The 20,384-nt window shown below is 39.1% G+C and carries 22 protein-coding genes; 16 read left to right on the top strand and 6 right to left on the bottom strand.

All coding sequences use genetic code 11. The features are described 5' to 3' along the window. Window positions 1–59: 59 nt before the first annotated feature. Both KX723_RS02535 and KX723_RS02530 read right to left on the bottom strand, forming a co-directional pair. A complete protein-coding gene (locus KX723_RS02535) occupies window positions 60–869 on the bottom strand; it encodes an RMD1 family protein (RefSeq protein WP_218814524.1) in 810 nt (269 codons plus the stop codon). A 45-nt stretch (window positions 870–914) separates the two neighbouring features. Beyond that, the gene (locus tag KX723_RS02530; protein WP_218814523.1) at window positions 915–1,874 is read right to left on the bottom strand and encodes a L,D-transpeptidase family protein; all 960 of its coding nucleotides are present in this window, start codon (window positions 1,872–1,874) and stop codon (window positions 915–917) included. A 190-nt stretch (window positions 1,875–2,064) separates the two neighbouring features. Here KX723_RS02530 and rodA point away from each other — a divergent pair, with 190 nt between their 5' ends. The 13 genes from rodA (at window position 2,065) to KX723_RS02465 (ending at window position 15,699) form a co-directional block, all read left to right on the top strand. Further along, a complete protein-coding gene (gene rodA, locus KX723_RS02525) occupies window positions 2,065–3,186 on the top strand; it encodes a rod shape-determining protein RodA (protein ID WP_218814522.1) in 1,122 nt (373 codons plus the stop codon). A 13-nt stretch (window positions 3,187–3,199) separates the two neighbouring features. Continuing rightward, complete coding sequence (mltB, locus tag KX723_RS02520) at window positions 3,200–4,249, top strand: lytic murein transglycosylase B (RefSeq protein ID WP_218814521.1); 1,050 nt, start codon at window positions 3,200–3,202, stop codon at window positions 4,247–4,249. Continuing rightward, the gene (locus KX723_RS02515) at window positions 4,233–5,096 is read left to right on the top strand and encodes a septal ring lytic transglycosylase RlpA family protein (protein ID WP_218814520.1); all 864 of its coding nucleotides are present in this window, start codon (window positions 4,233–4,235) and stop codon (window positions 5,094–5,096) included. Before mltB ends, KX723_RS02515 begins: the two co-directional genes overlap by 17 nt. A gap of 115 nt (window positions 5,097–5,211) precedes the next feature. Further along, the gene (locus KX723_RS02510) at window positions 5,212–5,499 is read left to right on the top strand and encodes a GIY-YIG nuclease family protein (RefSeq protein WP_218814519.1); all 288 of its coding nucleotides are present in this window, start codon (window positions 5,212–5,214) and stop codon (window positions 5,497–5,499) included. 44 nt (window positions 5,500–5,543) lie between these two features. Continuing rightward, window positions 5,544–7,004 (top strand): glycosyltransferase family 87 protein, encoded by a 1,461-nt coding sequence (locus KX723_RS02505; RefSeq protein WP_218814518.1) that lies wholly within the window; start codon window positions 5,544–5,546, stop codon window positions 7,002–7,004. A gap of 4 nt (window positions 7,005–7,008) precedes the next feature. Then, entirely contained in the window at window positions 7,009–7,809 is an 801-nt protein-coding gene (gene lgt, locus KX723_RS02500) for a prolipoprotein diacylglyceryl transferase (RefSeq protein WP_218814517.1), read from the top strand. A gap of 155 nt (window positions 7,810–7,964) precedes the next feature. Beyond that, a complete protein-coding gene (locus KX723_RS02495) occupies window positions 7,965–9,410 on the top strand; it encodes an MATE family efflux transporter (RefSeq protein ID WP_218814516.1) in 1,446 nt (481 codons plus the stop codon). A 216-nt stretch (window positions 9,411–9,626) separates the two neighbouring features. Next, window positions 9,627–9,980, top strand: coding sequence for a J domain-containing protein (locus KX723_RS02490; protein ID WP_218814515.1), 354 nt, complete (start codon window positions 9,627–9,629; stop codon window positions 9,978–9,980). Between the two features lie 37 nt (window positions 9,981–10,017). Next, window positions 10,018–11,079, top strand: coding sequence for a hypothetical protein (locus KX723_RS02485; protein WP_218814514.1), 1,062 nt, complete (start codon window positions 10,018–10,020; stop codon window positions 11,077–11,079). A 67-nt stretch (window positions 11,080–11,146) separates the two neighbouring features. After that, window positions 11,147–11,446 (top strand): hypothetical protein, encoded by a 300-nt coding sequence (locus tag KX723_RS02480; protein ID WP_218814513.1) that lies wholly within the window; start codon window positions 11,147–11,149, stop codon window positions 11,444–11,446. Between the two features lie 116 nt (window positions 11,447–11,562). Beyond that, entirely contained in the window at window positions 11,563–13,122 is a 1,560-nt protein-coding gene (gene gpmI / locus KX723_RS02475; RefSeq protein ID WP_218814512.1) for a 2,3-bisphosphoglycerate-independent phosphoglycerate mutase, read from the top strand. Window positions 13,123–13,226: 104 nt separating this feature from the next. Then, complete coding sequence (locus KX723_RS02470) at window positions 13,227–14,105, top strand: hypothetical protein (protein ID WP_218814511.1); 879 nt, start codon at window positions 13,227–13,229, stop codon at window positions 14,103–14,105. A gap of 241 nt (window positions 14,106–14,346) precedes the next feature. Further along, window positions 14,347–15,699: a S41 family peptidase gene (locus KX723_RS02465; protein WP_218814510.1), complete on the top strand. Its 1,353-nt coding sequence runs from the start codon at window positions 14,347–14,349 to the stop codon at window positions 15,697–15,699. Between the two features lie 101 nt (window positions 15,700–15,800). Here KX723_RS02465 and KX723_RS02460 read toward each other — a convergent pair whose 3' ends face one another. Next, complete coding sequence (locus tag KX723_RS02460) at window positions 15,801–16,238, bottom strand: hypothetical protein (RefSeq protein ID WP_218814509.1); 438 nt, start codon at window positions 16,236–16,238, stop codon at window positions 15,801–15,803. Between KX723_RS02460 and KX723_RS02455 the strand changes: the two genes are divergently transcribed. Continuing rightward, window positions 16,222–16,392 (top strand): hypothetical protein, encoded by a 171-nt coding sequence (locus tag KX723_RS02455; protein WP_218813323.1) that lies wholly within the window; start codon window positions 16,222–16,224, stop codon window positions 16,390–16,392. The genes KX723_RS02460 and KX723_RS02455 overlap by 17 nt on opposite strands. Before the next feature lie 37 nt (window positions 16,393–16,429). Further along, window positions 16,430–16,648, top strand: a complete 219-nt coding sequence (locus KX723_RS02450; protein WP_218814508.1) for a hypothetical protein — start codon at window positions 16,430–16,432, stop codon at window positions 16,646–16,648. A 405-nt stretch (window positions 16,649–17,053) separates the two neighbouring features. On the opposite strand, the gene KX723_RS02445 is transcribed toward KX723_RS02450, so the two are convergent. Then, window positions 17,054–17,683 (bottom strand): hypothetical protein, encoded by a 630-nt coding sequence (locus KX723_RS02445; RefSeq protein ID WP_218814507.1) that lies wholly within the window; start codon window positions 17,681–17,683, stop codon window positions 17,054–17,056. 348 nt (window positions 17,684–18,031) lie between these two features. Next, complete coding sequence (locus KX723_RS02440; RefSeq protein ID WP_218813323.1) at window positions 18,032–18,202, bottom strand: hypothetical protein; 171 nt, start codon at window positions 18,200–18,202, stop codon at window positions 18,032–18,034. Window positions 18,203–18,217: 15 nt separating this feature from the next. Here KX723_RS02440 and KX723_RS02435 point away from each other — a divergent pair, with 15 nt between their 5' ends. After that, window positions 18,218–18,757 carry a DUF3800 domain-containing protein gene (locus KX723_RS02435; RefSeq protein WP_218814506.1) on the top strand — a complete coding sequence of 180 codons (540 nt, stop codon included), beginning with the start codon at window positions 18,218–18,220 and terminating at the stop codon, window positions 18,755–18,757. A 22-nt stretch (window positions 18,758–18,779) separates the two neighbouring features. On the opposite strand, the gene KX723_RS02430 is transcribed toward KX723_RS02435, so the two are convergent. Then, the gene (locus KX723_RS02430) at window positions 18,780–19,997 is read right to left on the bottom strand and encodes an IS256 family transposase (protein ID WP_218813425.1); all 1,218 of its coding nucleotides are present in this window, start codon (window positions 19,995–19,997) and stop codon (window positions 18,780–18,782) included. Window positions 19,998–20,384: the final 387 nt, after the last annotated feature.

The following is a 20,384-nucleotide window of genomic DNA, read 5'->3' as shown; positions in this document are numbered from 1 at the left end:
GCATTTTGCTAGAGGGGCGTGCAAATATTTATTAGAACCGATTTTTTACACAACCATTTTCAAACATGTTGTATGATTTGAACAACGATTTCAATAAATATTAATAAAATAATAACGGACTCTAAAATACTGGAATAACGGTGCTCAAGCTGACTATTGAGCATTTCTAAAATTTCATGTACCACATCTAATTTATGGTTGAGCGCTTCCACGCGCTTAGTAATGTCTAGAAATTTTTCCGCCATTACATAATATTCTTCAAGATTAGAGTAACGCCAAAAATATTCCGGAACATCAAGATATTCACTACTCAAGTTAACAGAACTTCGTGTTAGGAAAATTTCACCAATACGTTTCGATATTGCTTTACGTGACAGCGATATTTTTCCGTCTTCGGCTAACTCCTTAGGGAAACGGCTATTTGCGTGTATGGTTTTCTGAATAGACTCTTCATAGAACTCTAATTTGATAGATTGCGCTAAACCATATGAAATGGCTAATTTCATTTGTATGTTATCGGTTTCGCCTTCCTCGATGCTAATCACATCCACATTAAATCGTTGATGCGGAAAAATTCGCGTCTCTTTATCAATATGATAGATAAAACGATCTCTTTCTATTTCTGCTTTTTTAAGCACACCCTCCGAGAAAGGAGCGATTTGTTCGATTAACTTTTCTTCTTGTGCTTTGCGTAAACCCCACGTCACAAAACAACCATGACTAAAAAAGAAAATATCTATTTCTTTATTATTTTTAGTGATATACAACACATTACGAAATAATTTAGCGATATAATGGCGACTTCGAAAAAAGTCGGCCAATATGCTTAAATTATAACTTGCAGCCGTACAAAAAGAAATACAACGCATAAAATTTACTATGATTCAAAAAGTTTATTCTATACCCATGGCATTTTAAGAAGAATGGTGTGAAGCAGCTTTTAAGGCGTCTTTTGGCATTCCAATGATTTGTGGAATTCCATTTTGCCTTAATGCAATTTTATCCACTGATTGCCATTGGATGTTAGCCGCTTTATCGCTATTAACTTCCATTAACTTTTCCATTGTCGCTCGTTGCTGCGTCAATCGTAATGCCGATCGCCCTTGTAAGGGTACATGTGCTTCTAAATAAAGTCTATCTTTATCCCAGCCTACTTTATAAGGGGAATCGACGATATAAACACGCTCTTTACGTTTAACTTGCGGATATAAACTTTCTATATCTTCAGGCAGCAGTCGAAGACACCCTGCACTACTTCGCCTTCCTACACCTTCATAATCATTGGTACCATGAATTAAAAAGGTCAATTGTTTAAGGCGCATCGCATAGCCTCCCAGAGGATTATCAGGCCCTGGTGGTACTTTTAAGGGTAAATGAACGCCATCTTTTGCACGATCTTTTCGAATCGACTCAGGAACAAACCACGTTGGATTACTAATTTTTTGTGCAATCCAAGAAGGTCCTAAAGGGGTATCCCAACCTTCTCGACCAATACCCACCGGATAAGTAATCACAACATGACGGTGCGGTGGATAATAATAAATACGTAATTCCGCTAAATTAATAACAATACCCTGACGAGGACCTGCTGGTAAGATAAAACGACTAGGAATAACAACGATGGTGCCTGGCGCAAGATGTACCGGATCTATCGTTGGATTCGCTTCTACTAATTCAAAATAACCCATATCATAGCGTCTTCCTATTTTACTAAACGTATCGCCCGGTAATGCTTGTGTCCATTGTACGTGCCCTACAACACTATCGCCATGCGGAGGCAACACAAACGTTAATGCAAACGCTTGCGTAACGAACATCAAATAGAAAAAAAAACCACCGGCTAAACGTAAAGAATAATGCTTGAAATATTGCATAGATACACAAGTTGCTTAGAATCAACATATTGTACATCGAATTACCAACCACGCAACCAACCTTAATTGCTCGCAATTTCAAGCATGAAGCGTATACATAGCAAAAACGAATCAACCCTGAAAGCAAAACAAACCAAGGTTTTATCGGCAATTTATCCTATACTAGAACTTTTCATTAAGATGCCATTTTATGTATGAAATTCAAGACTACCATCGTCGGCTTTCCCGACATGGGATAAAAGAATTCTTTCACATTGATAAACCCTTATTAATTGGCTTACTTAGCCTTGTCATCATTGGTTTGTTTATACTCTATAGCGCCAGTAACCAAAGTATAGAATTAGTAAGTAAACAAGCACTGCGTATGTTGTTTGCTTTTACAGTGATGATCATATTTGCACAAATTCCTCCTTCCGTTTATAGAATGTGGGCACCTTGGGTATTTACGATTAGTTTTTTACTTCTTATTGCCGTATTGCTAATCGGTGTGATTGGAAAAGGCGCACAACGCTGGCTCAACCTTTGGTTATTTCAATTCCAGCCTTCAGAACTGATGAAATTATCAGTGCCTCTCATGCTGGCATGGTATTTACACGATAAATCGCTACCGCCTTCCTTTTTAAATCTACTCGCCACATTAGCAATTGTGCTAGTACCTACTTTATTAGTGGTTAAACAACCCGACTTAGGTACCGCCTTATTAATTGCTGTTTCAGGCTTTTCTGTTATTTTGCTGGCGGGTATTAGTGCGCGCTTGCTCCTATTAGGCGGTCTATTAATTTTAGTGATAGCACCGATTGGCTGGCACTTTATGCACGACTATCAAAAACTTCGTGTATTAACCTTCCTCAATCCAGAAAGAGATCCCTTAGGGGCGGGGTATCATATTATTCAATCTAAAATTGCGATTGGTGCCGGTGGTTTTTTTGGCAAAGGATGGCTACAAGGCACACAATCACACCTGCAGTTTTTACCTGAACATACGACCGACTTTATTTTTGCAGTCTGCGGTGAAGAATTTGGCTTAATAGGCAGCATTGTGCTCTTAGCGCTTTATTTCTGGGTTACCTTCAGAGGCCTTTATATTAGTATGAAAGCGCAAGACACCTTCTCACGTTTACTTGGGGGGGGCTTAAGCTTGAGTTTTTTCATTGCGGCCTTTGTTAATATTGGCATGGTAAGCGGTCTATTACCCGTCGTCGGTGTGCCATTACCCCTTATTAGCTATGGCGGAACTTCGTTAATTACTTTAATCGCAGGGTTTGGTATTCTGATGTCTATTCAAACACACAGAAAACTAGTCGGTAATTAAAGGAAGGGATAATATGCAAAAAAATAAGAGTTATTTGAGCTTTTTGTTCCGAAAATCCAAATATAATAGATACATACTACAAACCGTGGTTTTATTAATTGGTTTTTGCTTAACCGCCTGTTCAGCCTATGCCGATAAGCCAGAGGTCAATCATTTTATCGATAAAATGGTTAAGAAATATCACTTTGACCGCCAACAACTACAACAATTATTCAAGACCGTCAAACCAAACCGGTTTATCATTTCGTCCTTTGCCAAACCAAAAGAAAGTTTAACCTGGTCCGATTACAAACCTATTTTTGTGACTGAAAAACGTGCACGTAACGGTGTGAAATTTTGGAACGAGCATAAGCAAACCTTACGCTATGCACAACAACACTATGGCATTCCCCCAGCCGTTATTGTCGCTATTTTAGGCGTAGAAACACGCTATGGTGAGGTAACCGGTAAATACCGCGTCTTAGATTCACTCAGCACACTGAGTTTTAATCACACCCGCCGCGCTGACTTCTTCCAAAGCGAACTTGAACAATTCTTATTGTTAGGTCGTGAAAACCCAACGATTAATCCTAAAACCACAAAAGGCTCCTATGCAGGCGCAATAGGTCAAGTACAATTTATGCCAAGCAATTATCGACATCTTGCGGTTGATGCTTCCCGTAAGGGTTATAGCGATCTCATCAATAATTCAGACGATGCCATTCTTAGCATAGCGAATTACCTTAAGTATTATGGCTGGGTAAAAGATGGCCCTGTTGCCACGCGCGTTAAAAATAAAAACCAGTCTATGCAACATCTACCGGCTTCTTTCAAAGGATTTACATTAAAAACCTTTGAAAAGTATCATATCTACCCCAACAAACCTTTACCTTCGCAACTAAAAACCACGCTGGTTGCTTTACCTATCAAACACGGTAAAGAATATTGGCTAGGATTTACTAACTTTCAGGCCATTAAACGGTATAATGCCAGTTCACTGTATGCCATGGCAGTCTACCAATTAAGTGAATTAATCAACCATTACTATCAACAAGAGCAGCATTTACATGTTAATAAAAAATAAGGCTTGGCAAGGAAGCCTTATTTTTAAGTCGGTATTAGGATCGTTACTTTTCATGCTTATTTTGGCCTTAACAGCCTGTAGCACCACCAGCTCGCGCCGTTACCCACTACGTCAGGATAAACCGCCTTCTTTTAGAATCAATGCCAATAAAATTCCGAATGCGGTTCCTAAAGCAGAACCTTTAAGTAAACGCGGTAATCCAAAATCCTATGTCGTTTTCGGACGTCGCTACTACGTGTTGAGAAGTGCTAAAGGTTACCATGCCACAGGTACTGCTTCGTGGTATGGTATGAAATTTCACCGCTTTCAAACATCTAATGGCGAATACTATAATGTCGCTGGCATGACTGCTGCGCATAAAACACTGCCATTACCTACTTACCTGCAAGTAACCAATCTACGTAACGGCAAGAAAGTCATTGTTAAAGTCAATGATAGAGGGCCTTTTGTGGGTAACCGGCTCATTGATCTTTCTTACGTCGCAGCCAAAAAATTAGACATGACTGGCTCAGGAACAGCACCCGTTGCAATCCGCGCTATCACACCCGGCGTAACGCGGCTTGTCAGCAATACTTCCTATTCCAAACCACCTGCTCAACAAAGATCACAAAACCCAAGCAATCTCTTTATTCATTTAGGCCTTTTTAAGCAGCACCAACAAGCACAAAAATTGGCGTTGCTCGTTAAACACTGGACAGATTCGCCCGTTAAAATAGAAAAAAAATCTATCCATAAACGTCTTTATTATCAGGTGGTCATCGGTCCTTTACCCAATACAAAAAGTTCACAACAACTGCATAATCAGTTGCAATTAGCGGGACTTAATCAGCCTAGAGCTTTTAATTAAGCATTAAAATAGGTTGCCACGCTCATTACACTTGCTCGCCATGACGGGTAAAAGTTTTATCGTCATTGCGAGTGCCGTAGGCACGCGGCAATCCAGACAATAAAATAATAATAGGATGAAACAACCAGCTGTTTATATCGTAGCTAATAAAAAGAATGGGACCCTTTACACTGGGGTAACATCAATGTTAGCTAAAAGAATCTATGAACATAAAGAAGGGGTTATTCATGGCTTTACTAAAAAATATAACTGTAAATTATTAGTATTTTATGAACTACATGAAACAATGGAGTCAGCTACCCTAAGAGAAAAACAAATTAAAGCAGGTTCTAGGAAAAGTAAACTACAGCTGGTAGAAACTACTAATCCAAATTGGACAGATTTATATGAAGAGATTACATAACTGGATTGCCACGCGCCTACGGCGCTCGCAATGACGGAGGAAGTATGCAACAACACCCCCGCTACCACAAAACAATCTATATTCTCTATTCTTTATTAGGAATTGCTGTTCTGAGCGTATTGTTTAGCCTTAGCTACACCTATCCGCTCACCTTAGGTAAACGCAGCATTCTTTATAGTGATTATGGTAAGTTTTACCATTCACAACGCCTGATGCTCGAAGGACGTAACATTTATTCCCCCATTTATTTCATTAAGAATAAAAAATCGTCGGAATCGGGTCGCGCACTTTTAGCAAAACCGGAATCAAATCCCAAACACACTATTCGTTTAGCCGGAAATCTCAACCCACCTTTTTTTACCTTAATTAGTTTTCCCTTCGCTTATTTGAGCTATACACATGCCTTGTTGTTATGGACTTTTTTTTCCATATTAGCGGGCTGTTTAAGTATTTTATTGATTCAACAAAAACTTGATCCGCCGTCACTCCATTCATTGCCAAGCTGTTTATTACTTTTAATTGCTTTTATTAGTTATTTCCCTACCTTCACCACACTACAGTTTGGCCAAGTTAGTTTAATACTGCTGCCCTTTCTTGTTTTAGCCTGGCGCGCGGCTCATGAACAAAAAAGTACAACCGCCGCTATTTTTTTAGGCCTAGCCGCTAGTCTAAAACCTTTTATCGCTTTATTTATTCTTTATTTTTTAATCCGTAAAGAGTGGCGCGCACTAGGCGTTTTTATTTTAACGATACTGATATGTGGCCTTATAGCCGCTGCATTTCTTGGCATAAATACCTATTATGCCTATTACCAAGTCGGTCATCAGATAGCGTGGGCCGCTTCCAATTGGAATGTTTCTATTTATGGCGTTTTATTACGTCTAATAGGTGGAACGGAAGCGAATACGCCCTTAATACCTATTCATGGTCTTTTTACAGGCGCGTATCTTTTCCTATCGGGATTATTATTATTAGCGCTCTACTGGTTTTTACGCCCTATTAAGGGTGTTGATCTACAAAAAAAAACCGATCTGGACTTTTCGTTTATTTTAATCGCGATGCTATTACTTTCTCCATTAGGTTGGATGTACTATTTCCCATTTTTAAGTATCCCTTTTCTAGTATTGTGGCACTTTTCAAAAAAAGGATTTTATCCCATCGCACTTCCTTTGCTATTAGCCGCATTACTTCTGTTGTCTAACATCCCTATTACCTTAATACCCACCAATGAAATAAAAGCTAGCAATGTACTCTCTGTGTTCTTAGGCGCTATGCTGTATTTTGCGGTACTCATCGGTTCAATGAGTCTACTTTTTATTATGCGCAGACTTCTAAAAAAACAACCTGCGCCAAATTTTGAAAGAATACCCTCCGGCCTGCTATTATTGGTCTACATCGTCGTTTTTTTACCTTCAATCCTTGGCATCACAAAGACAACGAATAGCTGGATGCGCTATGCTGTTAACTACAGCACGGAATACACATTGATCTCTCATCAGGACTAAATTTATGTTGCCCTATCCTTCCATCAATCCTATTGCCTTTAGTCTAGGCCCCATTAAAGTCCATTGGTATGGATTAATGTATGCCGTTGGATTTATCGGCGCTTGGATATTGGCAAGCTATCGCGCTAATAAGCCCAACAGCGGTTGGACGATGGATCAAGTGAGCGATCTGATTTTTTATACCGCCTTGGGTGTTATTTTAGGTGGCCGCATCGGTTATATGCTTTTTTATGATTTTACTAATTTCTTAGCGAACCCCTGGATCATTTTTCAAGTCTGGCAAGGTGGTATGTCCTTTCATGGTGGACTACTTGGCGTTCTGTTAGTCATTTATCTCTTTGGTCGAAAAACGGGTAAACACTTTTTTGATATTACAGACTTCGCAGCCCCTCTCGTACCCATTGGTTTAGGCGCTGGTCGAATTGGTAATTTTATTAATGGCGAATTATGGGGTAGAGTAACGGATGTGCCTTGGGCGATGGTATTTCCTCACGCAGGTCAATTGCCGCGACATCCTTCTCAGCTGTATGAGTTTTTCTTTGAAGGAATCCTACTGTTTTCGTTTCTATGGATTTATTCAAGTAAAAAACGACCACGCATGGCGGTTTCGGGTTGGTTTGCACTGTTATATGGTGCTTTTCGTTTTATACTTGAATTCTTTCGTCAACCCGATACGCAAATTGGTTTCATCGCTTGGAATTGGTTAACCATGGGTCAGTTGCTCTCACTACCAATGATTATTGTGGGTTTAGCTTTAATTTATAAAGCTTATGCGACTAAAACTAATAATACGCTGAACACTTGAATACATCGCGTTGAGAAATAAACTGTTTTTTGCGCTAGGAAAAGCGCGCTATAAAAAGAATTTAATAATATAATACTCACAGCAATAGGATTTTTGGCAAGGCGCCGCGAAAACGAAGCCGCCGGAATGTATACAACATACATGAGGATGGCGAGTTGAGCGGGAACGCCGCCAAAAATTCAAGTGCGAAGAGTATATTTAAGTCGCTAACGACTTCTCATTTTCCAAGCCCTATGTTAAGCCCAGCGATTCAACATAAAAAAACTTTTTTTTCTGAAAGCAAACTATTATTATTTTTAGCGATACCGCTCATCATGAGCGGTGTCATTGAAACCTCTATTGGTTTTTTTTCTAATATATTTCTAGCGCACCTTGGTACAGAAAGCCTCGCGGCTGGTGCACTGGTAAATTGGGTATTTACCACCATCATGGTCATTGTATGGGGTACATTTTCTGCCGTCACCACCTTAGTGGCGCGTTATTATGGCGAAAAAAATCAAGATCAAATATGCTGCGTACTTTATGCGGGCCTGCTATTAGCCTTAGTATTAATGCTACCTTCCATGCTATTGCTATGGAATCTCGCCCCGATATTTTTATTTTTTGGACAAAAACCAACCACCGTAGCATTAGCACAACCTTATTTACATGGCCTTACTTGGGCCATTATCCCTGATTTTATTATTACGATATTATTACAATTTGTAGCAGGACTCGGTCGCACAAAAACTAATTTAGCCTTTAGTTTACTGTTTGTGCCCATTAGTCTCTTTTTCAATTATAGTTTGATGTTTGGAAAATTTGGCTCCCCCTTAATGGGTATTGCCGGTATCGGTTGGGGTGCTGCGATTTCTTTTTGGATTATTACCGTTGGATTCACGGCGTATTTTTACTTAAATAAAAGTTATCACATTTATTTTAAACTCCCTCGTTTTCATAAAATAGGACCCGCATTAAAAGAAATCTTTCAAGTAGGTCTACCTTTAGGCTTGATGTACTGCGTTGAAGTAGGATTTTTCTTGGCAATGACCATTATCATGGGTCTGATTAGTGAAAACACGCTGAGCGCTAATCAAGTCACACTACAATTTTATTGGTTATTTTCGATTGTGACCTTTGCCTTAGCACAAGGTATCACCATTAAAGTAGGTCATAGTATTGGGCAGAACGACCGTCAAGCAATCAATTATGCCACCTATTTAGGTGTATTTTATGCATGTGCATTCATGTTGCTTGCCGCCATTCTGTATTGGTTTTTTGCCGAACAATTAATCAATATTGATTTTAAATCAACCGCAGAAAATGCAGCCATTATTCATTTAGCCAAAGAGTTCTTCGCCATTGCGGCTTTAGTTCAATTAGCTGAAGCGGTGCGATTTTCCTTCTTTGGCGCACTACGCGGTTTGAAAGATACACGCTTTACACTATTAACTTCTATTTTCATTTATTGGGTGATGACCTTGCCATTTGGCTACTTATTAGCCATCGTTTTTGGTATGGGCGGCTATGGTATTTGGTGGGCTACGTTAATAGGACAAATCATAGGAACACCCTTGCTGATTTGGCGTTACCACCGCAAGCTGCAAGAATATCTTCTTTAAATTAAAACAAAAAAATGACTTCTCATCATTCAAAAACTGATTAGGTGATTATTTATTATTTTAAATATTATATCAAACATTGTATAGGCAGTTGCATTTAAATATAATACTTTAAGGAATTTGTGCGCTGTTCTTTAATGGTATTATATTTAAATGAATCACTTAGATAAAAAATCTCTAGAAAAACTCTAACTCACTTTTTCAGATCTACAAGGTTTGAGCGAAGCAGAACAAAAGAAAAAAATTAATCAGTCTTATCGACTATTAGCTCGTCGATACCACCCCGATAAAGGTGGTAATACTACGTTATTTATAGAAATAGAAGCTGCTTATCGTACAATCATCTCGCCTTTCGAGAGTGAATATATACCAGAATTTAATCATTATTTTGCTCCAACGATGAGACAGGAAAGCATTGTGAAAGCAATGCGAAGTCGAAGAGCCCGCGATAGGCGTGCGTTGACGGGCGAAGCAGGAAACGCATCACGCCGTAAAGTCATTTGTGGGAGGCACGGGCATGAACTCCGAAGGAGTGAGTGCGTGCCGGACGCAGGACGTATCGCGGCCTAATTTCAGTCGCGTCATGCGAACGAATTTCGGGGACACCATGGCCGAAATTCTTCGGGAGCATAGCGACTCACTTGTGCCGATTAAATTTCCTGATACTGCCTTTGATTTATTTCTTGAAGAATCTATTATAAATACTTATCAAGATTTACTTTGTACCTTCTCCCAACTTCCTGTTCATGAAAAACAACCCTTTGCACAACGCTATAAGCAATTTATAAATCTTGCCCAAACACTAGAAAAAAAGCAAACTGATTTAATGGAAAAACGTCAAACTACTTACCAAGAGCAACTATTTGATGAATCGTTTTCGCAATGCTGTCAACGTGACTGGCGCAAACTCATCATTATCTTATTCGGAGAAGAATATTTAGATGATTTTCAGTATAGGCATGCTATTGCTACAGGAGAAATCCGTTCGGTTTTAACTTGGAGAAAACTATTTTCACCCATTAAAGTGATACTAGTTTTAGTACATAGTATACATTTAGCACTGACAGTTCTACGTAACCATATAATGCATAGAATTTTTGTACCTTTTTTATTCGAAGTTATTCAATCTGCTAAAAATTTTACCGAGGGGTGTGCTGATAAAAAAGCTTTGGCTCTTTGCGTATTAAAAGTACTGGGATTTTGTACTGTTCTATACGTTCTACCAGCTACCACTTTTTTTATATTATGTATGCCTTACTTCATAAGTAATTTTTTATACCTGATTGCTTGCCCAATCAATAAAATAATCCGGCCTATGGCCCAATATACCAACCTTTCTCCTTACCTAGTTGGCCCAGCATTGCTAGGGCTTGTAGGTGCTCTAGGTTTTTTTACTGTCAACTTTTTCCCTCTTCTTAGTGGATTTGCAAGTTTATTCACTGTTAATAATTTATTTCTTGTATTGGTGATATCTTGTTGTATCTATAACTTCGTTAGAACAGAAGATACAAGTGAGTCGCTATGCTCCCGAAGAATTTCGGCCATCGTGTCCCCGAAATTCGTTCGCATGACGCGACTGAAATTAGGCCGCGATACGTCCTGCGTCCGGCACGCACTCACTCCTTCGGAGTTCATGCCCGTGCCTCCCACAAATGACTTTACGGCGTGATGCGTTTCCTGCTTCGCCCGTCAACGCACGCCTATCGCGGGCTCTTCGACTTCGCATTGCTTTCACAATGCTTTCCTGTCTCATCGATGGTGCTAACATTATAGCAACATTTCCCTTACCGGAAGAAAATGTTCCTGAGCAAATTAGAGAAATGGTGCTACGAGAAATCAAAATTGGCCATTGCTCGGCGCAATTTTTCAATACGCCTAAAGATGCACCTTATCTTACAAAAGAAGATAAAACATTTTGGCAACAAATAGACAGTTTCTTTGGTGGTGGTGAAAAAAAAGCCCCCCTTGTAAAGGAAGCTCAAAAGGGAAGCTTTATTCCGCTGCCTCTTTTCATAGAAGGTCCATTACCTTCTTAAACCATTACACGCGTTAGTTTAAATAAAATCATACCATAACCTTGAAAGTCCCTATCTCAAAATGAGAGACTTGCTCAGGTAATTTATACTCTTTATCCAACACAGCGAGTGTCTCCATGCCAGAATCTAAACGACCCAAACCTATTCTATTGTTAATCCTTGATGGATGGGGCTATAGCGAAGAAAGAGAACACAACGCTATCGCGCTTGCTAAAACACCGCACTGGGATCACTTAATTAAAACCTGTCCTCATACGCTGTTAAATGCATCTGGACTATCGGTAGGCCTACCTGAAGGCCAGATGGGAAACTCCGAAGTCGGACATCTAACCATGGGGGCAGGCCGTGTACTTTATCAAGACTTAACACGGATTAATAAATCCATTGCAGACGGTGATTTTTTTAAAAATGCAGTCTTTTTATCTGCTTTAAAAAAAGCTAAAGATTCTCAAAAGGCTATGCACATCCTTGGTTTGTTATCGCCTGGTGGCATTCATAGTCATGAAAACCATATTTATGCCCTATTACAATTGTGTGCCCAAGAAAATATAAAAAATTGCTATATACACGCTTTTCTCGATGGCCGAGACGCACCCCCTAAAAGTGCAACAAGCTACATTACTGCACTAGAAAATAAGTGTAACGAACTGGGATTGGGGGAAATAGTCAGTCTCATTGGGCGTTATTATGCGATGGATAGAGATAAACGTTGGGAACGCACGCAAGCAGCGTATGACTGCTTGACCAACGGCGAAGCAGATTACCAAGCTAATACAGCCTTAGATGGTTTACAACAAGCCTATGATCGTGGCGAAAGCGATGAATTTGTAAAACCAACTTGCATTCATGCACCGAATGATCCAGCGATTAAAATTGAAGAAGGTGATATTGTTATTTTCATGAACTTTCGTGCCGATCGTGCACGACAATTAAGTCGTGCTTTTCTTAATACGGGCTTTGGCGATTTTAAACGCAAGCAACATCCTCGTTTAGGTGACTTTATCTCGCTCACACAATATGCAAGCGATATCCCAAGTCAAATCGCTTTTCCGCAACAATCCTTAGCGAATGATCTAGGTAGCTATCTTTCAGAACAAGGTTTGACACAACTTCGCATTGCAGAAACAGAAAAATATGCGCATGTTACCTTTTTCTTTAATGGTGGTGTTGAAGCAGAACATCCGAATGAAACACGTGTATTAATTCCTTCTAAAAAAGTAGCCACTTATGATCTAACACCCAAAATGAGTGCTGTAGAAATTACGACTCAACTCCTTGAAGCAATTGCTGAAAAAAAAGTCGATGTCATTATCTGTAATTTTGCTAATCCAGACATGTTAGGCCACACGGGTAACCTAAATGCTACACAAGAAGCCATCACCTGTATTGATGACTGTATTGGCAAGCTTGTTTCTGCTTTACAAGAACAAGGTGGAGAAGCCATTATTACGGCGGATCATGGCAATGCAGAGTGTATGTACGACGAAAAAACACAGCAAGCACATACCGCACATACCGCCGAGCCTGTCCCATTTATATATATTGGTCGTCCTGCAAAAATAAAACAACAACACGACAGTGGCACATTAGCTGATATCGCACCTACATTATTAGCCCTATTAGGACTAGCTAAACCAAAAGAAATGACGGGTGAAAATTTAATTATATTTGATTAAATTATTTAAATAATAAAAAATTAATTCAAACTTATATCCAAAAGCTGACTTGACGAGAAATCACTTCAATTTTAGAATGATTATCAGCAATCAAGGAATATATAATGGATCCTGACATCTCGCTACATGATGAGCCTAATATACAGGAGCTTACTCTTTCCTTATTCAAAAAATCAAATCACTCTGCAGAAGAATATAAGCTTATTAAGAAGAGCTTGCAGCAAATAAAAGAAATAACCGATCTTCGCTCAAAACTTATTAGATTAGGATATGCAGAAGTAAAAGAGTTAGATACGCTCGAAAAAGGATTTATAGTAAGTCTACATCGCATTCTTGATCATAAAATTATAACGGGCATTTATTTACACAGTCAAAGCTTAGCGCGTCTTATATTTCGCACTAATATTTTTTTCGCCTTAACAATAATTGCTACTATTCTAGCCATCGTGATATCCCAACCAATCATTCAGCCTGTAGCCATATTATTAACCTCAGTCATCGCTAGTACACTAATACTTCTGCAACTCAATGCAATACTTTTAAAAGACGACTCACCTTTTTTATCTGAAATAAGAAAAGAGATTATTCTTTCAATAATCCAATTAAAAAATTTACTGAGGAACTCAAATAAATGCATAGATTCAATTAACAAAGCAATAAATCGTGATAAAAGCGTATCATCTAAAAGTAATATTTCTTTTGGAAGCACTGCTCCCGCTGAAAAAGAAGAAATAGATCTTGAAGAAATGGATCTTGAGGAAAGCATATCATCTAAAAGTAATACTTCTTTTGGGAGCACTTCTTCCCTTGGAGAAGAAGAAGAAAAAAAAAAAATAAATCCTGATGGAAGCCTACGGCCTAAGTCGTCCCCTCAGTATTTTAAGAACTTACTACCAACAGAAGACCGCATCCTCTCATCATCATTGCCAGTTACAATCCCAAGACCTTATCCAAGCCCTGCCCCTTCTCCAATCAACTATTAGACCGTATCATAAAAAACGACGCAGCCCATTCATTTCCTTGTCCTTAAAATTATCTGAGCAATAAAGAATCTATTTTTCCGTGACAAACTCGCAAAATCACTAAAGTGGATTAGACTATAAATAGATACCCTAAAAAAAATCGCGTAAAAAGTGCGCAAAAAAACAGCCATGCGCCTCAAAAATAGGGCTTATACATACTTTATTAACAGAAAAGTCTGTATGAGTAAGGAAATAGCTCGTTATGCGACTAAAAATTATACTATTAATTCTGCTCAGCGGTGCTTTATTAGGCTTTAGTACTCCCTTTTCAAGTCCCCCACCGTTAAAAACTAAAAGCGCTCCAACAAAGCCAGAAGACATGCTTTCTAAAGATGTACTGCGCTTTAATCGAGAACTACAAGTTATCAAAGCAGAATATGTACAACCCACTTCCGAACATCAGTTATTACAGAATGCCATGCAAGGCATGGCCAATGGTTTAGATCCACATTCTAGTTTTTTAGATGCCGATGATTTAAGGGATCTACAAACAGCGACCACGGGCGAATTTAGTGGCTTAGGCTTAGAAGTCGCCATGGAAGACGGTTTATTACACGTAGTCACACCGATTGATGATGGTCCTGCACAAAAAGCAGGTATAAAATCGGGCGATTGGATTTTACGCATTAATAATAGCCCTATTCAAGGTTTAACCTTACGCGAAGCCGTAAAAAAAATGCGCGGGGAAAAAGGAACACTGATACACCTTACGCTTATTCGCAAGGGATTACATAAACCCTTCACCACTGATCTAAAGCGCGAAATCATTCGAGTACGCAGCGTCAAAGGGCGTCTATTAGAACCTAATTTTGCCTATGTTCGAATTAGTAGCTTTCAAGAAAGCACGCGCAAAGATTTAGATAGCATCATCAATCAACTACAACATAAACAAAAAACACCCCTTAAAGGCTTAATACTTGATCTTAGAAATAATCCAGGTGGTCTATTAACATCGGCCAGCGATGTTGCTAATGCATTTTTGGATCCCAATAAAATGGGCTATCACCACGTTATTGTTTACACACAAGGTCAAACGCCTGAAGCTAACATGAAACTCATCGCTAAACCCAACAATCAAGTTTACCGTGAAGCAATGATTGTATTAATTAACCAAGGTAGTGCATCAGGCGCAGAAATTGTTGCCGGCGCACTGCAAGATAACAAGCGCGCCGTAATCCTAGGAACAAAAAGTTTTGGTAAAGGTTCTGTACAAACGGTTATCCCACTCGATGAAACCAGCGCGCTGAAGTTAACAACGGCACTCTATTACACACCTTCTGGCCGTTCTATTCAAGCGGCAGGCATTTTACCTGATATTACCCTAGATGAATTAAAAGTCAGTACCGTCGATGAAGATCCGGTCGATTCAATTTATCTGCACGAATCTGAATTAAAAGGGCATCTACAAAATGGGAATGCATCACCCAAAAATATTTTTGAAATGCCCACTACGATTGCAAGCAATGATTTAGTCAAAAATGATTATCAGCTCTTTGAAGCATTCAACTTATTAAAAGGCATGGTGGTGCTACAAGAAACACCGATGAAAGGTTAAACGGTTTTATGAGGTTCGGGTCCATCAAGATAAAAGGGGCTATTGCCCCTTTTTTTTAATTCAACAAACGCATTTATAAATAGCTTTTGATAAAGAGTCCCTTATCCTCCTCTATCAAACGTATATCCAGCATTTGTGTTTGTGAACGAATTATCAGACCTATTATTTGCCGCCTCTTTAGCTTCACGCGGCTCGCCAAAAAATGCAGACGAAGAAGAAGCTTTAGTGTTACCAGCAAACTCTTTGCTTACTGGATGCGCCGCCGTAGAACTAACCATCGGTTCGCCCACTAACTCTTCAAATAAAGGAGAAAAAGGACGTTGGCCATAAGAGTGCCCGCCGCTTACTTGGTGTACTACCTTAGGAGTAACCATCGGTTCATCCAATGCTCTGTTTTCATTGATTCCCGCATTAAGCTTACCTTCAAGCTCACTTAAATTAGAGGGTTCTTGCTTAGCTCCTACCAAACTTTTAAGAAATCTGCCAATTCCAAGCCCTATAGAACCATTCAAAAGTCGATCGATGAGACAGGAAAGCATTGTGAAAGCAATGCGAAGTCGAAGAGCCCGCGATAGGCGTGCGTTGACGGGCGAAGCAGGAAACGCATCACGCCGTAAAGTCATTTGTGGGAGGCACGGGCATGAACTCCGAAGGAGTGAGTGCGTGCCGGACGCAGGACGTATCGCGGCCTAATTTCAGTCGCGTCATGCGAACGAATTTCGGGGACACCATGGCCGAAATTCTTCGGGAGCATAGCGACTCACTTGTAGCCTTAAAGACAGCGGCCGTAAAAAGGCACGCAGCAGCGGCAATAAGCCCAACAGGAAGAGAAAAAAAAGCTATAGCGGCAACCAGAGGAAAAATACCTACTGCCAGCAAATTAAAGCGAGCCTTATATTCAGCTGCACCCATTCCCGTTCCCATCTTTGAATACCATTTCTGTTCATAACGGCTATTCTTTGTATATTCCCCTAATGCGTTTAATAATTGAGTATTTTCAGGATGTTTTTCTAGGCTAGCTAAAGCATTCGCGATTAATTCTAATTTACAGTGTTCGGGCAATAAGTGTTTATCAAAAATGAGGGCTAACTTTCCTTCTTCGCCGCTTACTGTTTTTTCGCTATCCAAACGAAAAGCAAGTGATCCATTCTGTAAAGCTGATTTCAATTGATCTTGATAATGACCATCAAACTGATACTTACTTTTATTATTTTGTGCATCTATAGACATAAATTACCCTTATATAATAATGGAATTAGCTATCCCTTTAAACATATTAAATATACACGTATAAAAAAAATCAATTTTTCTTATTACAACGCATTTAAATATCTAAAAAATGAATTATATATCGCTATTTAACTAAGGTTGTACACTGAGGTAAATTTTCCCCTATTTTATCTATTTCTTTATAAATTTGTTCAGAAAAAAATAAGGATATGCTAGGTCGATCAGGAAGAATATAAACCGGTGTAACGTGAGTTGCCGGACCAGCGCTAATCATTACATAATGTTCACCGCCTCTAATTTTACTATATTGTAAATCCCTGCCAAGGAAACAATTGGCTATTCCAAGCAAGATAGCTTTTAATTTGAGGATAATATATTGTAATTTACTATCATACATCTCTTTGCTAATAAAATTTTTCATGTCGCTTAATGCCACATCAAAATTTTTAATCTTATCTTTAATCTCTCTCATATCATCTTTATCTAAGGTACCAGCACTCCTTTTATTACATACAACTTCTAAATCTTTAGACAATAATTCAAAAGAATTTTTCATATACTCACGTATAGATTTATAATTTTCTATATTGCAACAGCTAATTTTTAACTTAGTATCCAGCTCTGCAAGAAACCCCTTTCTCAAATCTACACCTAAGAATTCTTCTTTTAATTTACTAAACCACCCTGCCAGTTCATCATCCTCATATTGATGGATACTGGCATAAAAACCACAATAAACTGAATTAGAACTCATATTTCGTTACTCCTGTAATGGTATGTTGATTAAATATGAAAAAAGAATTGATACTTAGAACTATAACTAAATATCTGCTGCACGAGAAGAAAAAAAGCTTAAAGTATTTTTTAAACAGCTTTGACGAAGTGAAGTAATGACAAAATCTTTATCATTTCAATTGGCGGTTGGTGGGCCGTGGTGGATTCGAACCACCGACCAATAGATTAAAAGGCATACACTTAAAATATAAGTCATTGAAAAAAGAAGATTATTAATGGTGGCGGTCATTACACAAGTGAGTCGCTATGCTCCCGAAGAATTTCGGCCATGGTGTCCCCGAAATTCGTTCGCATGACGCGACTGAAATTAGGCCGCGATACGTCCTGCGTCCGGCACGCACTCACTCCTTCGGAGTTCATGCCCGTGCCTCCCACAAATGACTTTACGGCGTGATGCGTTTCCTGCTTCGCCCGTCAACGCACGCCTATCGCGGGCTCTTCGACTTCGCATTGCTTTCACAATGCTTTCCTGTCTCATCGAAGGAAAATGTTGATGAAGGTTATGTTTCTTGATGAATCAGGCGATCATAGCTTGTCAAAAATAGATAATAATTATTCCGTTTTTGTACTAGCAGGTGTTATTCTCGATAAAAATTATGCCGATGAAGTTTTAAGCAAGGAGTTTGATAATTTTAAATTAAAATTCTTTGGAAGAAAGGATATCATTCTACACACAGCTGATATCACAAGAAACAAAAAAGGATTTGAAAAATTAAGTAATTCTCATTTCCGAGAAGAATTTTATGAAGAACTCAATATTTTAATTGAAAAACTTGAATTTAAAGTTGTTGCTTGTGTAATAAAAAAAGATAAACATTTATTAAAGTATGGTTTTACCGCTGCTATAGATCCCGATTTTCTAAGTTTAGATATTCTCGTTGAAAGATTCTGTATGGAACTTAAAACTCAACCTGATAGTGGATTGATTATAGCCGAACGTCGTGGTTATAAGCTCGATGAGGCTTTGGAACTTGCTTGGCTAAACTTAAAAAATCTAGGAACTAACTATATGCCAGCAAAAAAGAGCCTGTAAACAATTTTGTGTAAGTGCCGTGTCAGGAGAACCTACCCTCGAATTCGATAGCGAATCGATTCATAGCGGCTCTCCAATCATGTAAAGCCATCGTCCACTTTTGTGATGCCTTCTGTACCGCTAAATATACTACTTTTAATGCCGATTGGTCATTAGGAAAGATTTTACGATTATTAATTGATTTTCTAATCACACTATTGAGTGATTCAATGGCATTGGTGGTATAAATAATTTTTCGTATGTCGTCAGGATAATCGAATAAGGTCACCATATTACTCCAGTTTTTATGCCAGGTACGGCTAATGGCGGGATATTTTTTATCCCATTTTTCACTGAACATCAGAAGCGCTTCTTCGGCTTGCTCTATAGAAATAGCACGGTAAATAAGCTTAAGATCCGCTACCACGGCTTTCATGTCCTTATGCGGTACGTAGCGTAAGGAATAACGAATAAGATGCACAATGCAGAGCTGAACCTTCGTTTTTGGGAATACCGCGTTTATTGCCTCTGGAAACCCGCTTAGTCCATCCACGCAAGCAATAAAAATATCCTTTACCCCACGATGATTTAATTCGGTTAATACAGATAGCCAAAATTTTGCACCCTCGGTTTCAGCTATCCACAAGCCGAGTAATTCCTTTTGTCCTTCACAATTAATGCCCAAAGCCAAATAGATGGATTTATTGATCACACGTTTATCTTGATGGCATTTAATAACGATACAATCTAAATACACGATAGGATATACCGTTTCTAAGGGGCGATTCTGCCACACCGTCACCTCATCCATCACGGCTTCAGTCACTTTAGAAATCAAGCTGTGCGATACCTCCGCACCGTACATTTCTTTGAACGTCGCCGCTATATCACGGGTAGTCATCCCTCGGGCATACAGCGCTAAAATCTGTTCATCAAACTCCGTCAAGCGCGTTTGTCCTTTGCGTATAAGTCGAGGTTCAAACGTACTATTTCGATCCCTAGGCGTGTTAATCTCAACTTCGCCAAAATCACCCTTTAATCGCTTCGGTGAATAACCATTGCGGCTATTTCCCGTATTCTTGCCTTCTATCGCGTGCTTTTCGTAGCCTAGATGCTCCTCTAGCTCTGCATCCATGGCTCGTTCTACCGTGAGCTTTAATAGCTGCTTGCTCAGCGCAGATATATCTTTTTCACTCTTTATGGATTTAGCCAATTCACTGATTAATTCGGGAGCTATATTTATTTCTTGTTCTTGTTTCATTACTTATTTCTCTTTTATCGCTAGTGCTTTTTTCAGCGCATTAGCTTAGGTAATAATAAGCATTTACACAATTTAGTTTACAGGCTCGCAAAAAAAATTGAACGGTGCATTACTACACTCAATTTACGCTCTAAATCAGATAATATCGCCGGCCTACAACTTGCCGATCTTGTTGCTACTCCAATTGGAAGGCTTGTTATGGGCAAAACAGAGAAAAAAGATATTAAATTAATTACTAAGAAACTTAGGTGTAACGAGAATGGACACCCTCACGGGTACGGACTTGTCCTTCTTCCAAAGGAAGAAAGCCGATCCCCGCTACGCAGTGACCAGCTCCCTGCCTTAGTTTAGCTTACTCTAAATAAGTTTACAAAACGAAAAACCCCT

Origin of the sequence: Rickettsiella endosymbiont of Dermanyssus gallinae, from assembly GCF_019285595.1 — a bacterium.
In the GTDB taxonomy this organism is placed as follows: Bacteria; Pseudomonadota; Gammaproteobacteria; order Diplorickettsiales; family Diplorickettsiaceae; genus Rickettsiella_B.
Note: the sequence above shows the minus strand (reverse complement) of the source record. Positions and strands in the feature narration are given on the sequence as shown.

What these genes read in the sequence shown, in the direction of transcription:
- KX723_RS02535 (WP_218814524.1), bottom strand. Translation starts at nt 869, where the DNA reads ATGCGTTGTATTTCTTTTTGTACGGCTGCAAGTTATAATTTAAGCATA.
- KX723_RS02530 (WP_218814523.1), bottom strand. Translation starts at nt 1,874, where the DNA reads ATGCAATATTTCAAGCATTATTCTTTACGTTTAGCCGGTGGTTTTTTT.
- rodA (WP_218814522.1), top strand. Translation starts at nt 2,065, where the DNA reads ATGTATGAAATTCAAGACTACCATCGTCGGCTTTCCCGACATGGGATA.
- mltB (WP_218814521.1), top strand. Translation starts at nt 3,200, where the DNA reads ATGCAAAAAAATAAGAGTTATTTGAGCTTTTTGTTCCGAAAATCCAAA.
- KX723_RS02515 (WP_218814520.1), top strand. Translation starts at nt 4,233, where the DNA reads ATGTTAATAAAAAATAAGGCTTGGCAAGGAAGCCTTATTTTTAAGTCG.
- KX723_RS02510 (WP_218814519.1), top strand. Translation starts at nt 5,212, where the DNA reads ATGAAACAACCAGCTGTTTATATCGTAGCTAATAAAAAGAATGGGACC.
- KX723_RS02505 (WP_218814518.1), top strand. Translation starts at nt 5,544, where the DNA reads ATGCAACAACACCCCCGCTACCACAAAACAATCTATATTCTCTATTCT.
- lgt (WP_218814517.1), top strand. Translation starts at nt 7,009, where the DNA reads ATGTTGCCCTATCCTTCCATCAATCCTATTGCCTTTAGTCTAGGCCCC.
- KX723_RS02485 (WP_218814514.1), top strand. Translation starts at nt 10,018, where the DNA reads ATGGCCGAAATTCTTCGGGAGCATAGCGACTCACTTGTGCCGATTAAA.
- KX723_RS02480 (WP_218814513.1), top strand. Translation starts at nt 11,147, where the DNA reads ATGCTTTCCTGTCTCATCGATGGTGCTAACATTATAGCAACATTTCCC.
- gpmI (WP_218814512.1), top strand. Translation starts at nt 11,563, where the DNA reads ATGCCAGAATCTAAACGACCCAAACCTATTCTATTGTTAATCCTTGAT.
- KX723_RS02470 (WP_218814511.1), top strand. Translation starts at nt 13,227, where the DNA reads ATGGATCCTGACATCTCGCTACATGATGAGCCTAATATACAGGAGCTT.
- KX723_RS02465 (WP_218814510.1), top strand. Translation starts at nt 14,347, where the DNA reads ATGCGACTAAAAATTATACTATTAATTCTGCTCAGCGGTGCTTTATTA.
- KX723_RS02455 (WP_218813323.1), top strand. Translation starts at nt 16,222, where the DNA reads ATGAGACAGGAAAGCATTGTGAAAGCAATGCGAAGTCGAAGAGCCCGC.
- KX723_RS02460 (WP_218814509.1), bottom strand. Translation starts at nt 16,238, where the DNA reads ATGCTTTCCTGTCTCATCGATCGACTTTTGAATGGTTCTATAGGGCTT.
- KX723_RS02450 (WP_218814508.1), top strand. Translation starts at nt 16,430, where the DNA reads ATGGCCGAAATTCTTCGGGAGCATAGCGACTCACTTGTAGCCTTAAAG.
- KX723_RS02445 (WP_218814507.1), bottom strand. Translation starts at nt 17,683, where the DNA reads ATGAGTTCTAATTCAGTTTATTGTGGTTTTTATGCCAGTATCCATCAA.
- KX723_RS02440 (WP_218813323.1), bottom strand. Translation starts at nt 18,202, where the DNA reads ATGAGACAGGAAAGCATTGTGAAAGCAATGCGAAGTCGAAGAGCCCGC.
- KX723_RS02435 (WP_218814506.1), top strand. Translation starts at nt 18,218, where the DNA reads ATGAAGGTTATGTTTCTTGATGAATCAGGCGATCATAGCTTGTCAAAA.
- KX723_RS02430 (WP_218813425.1), bottom strand. Translation starts at nt 19,997, where the DNA reads ATGAAACAAGAACAAGAAATAAATATAGCTCCCGAATTAATCAGTGAA.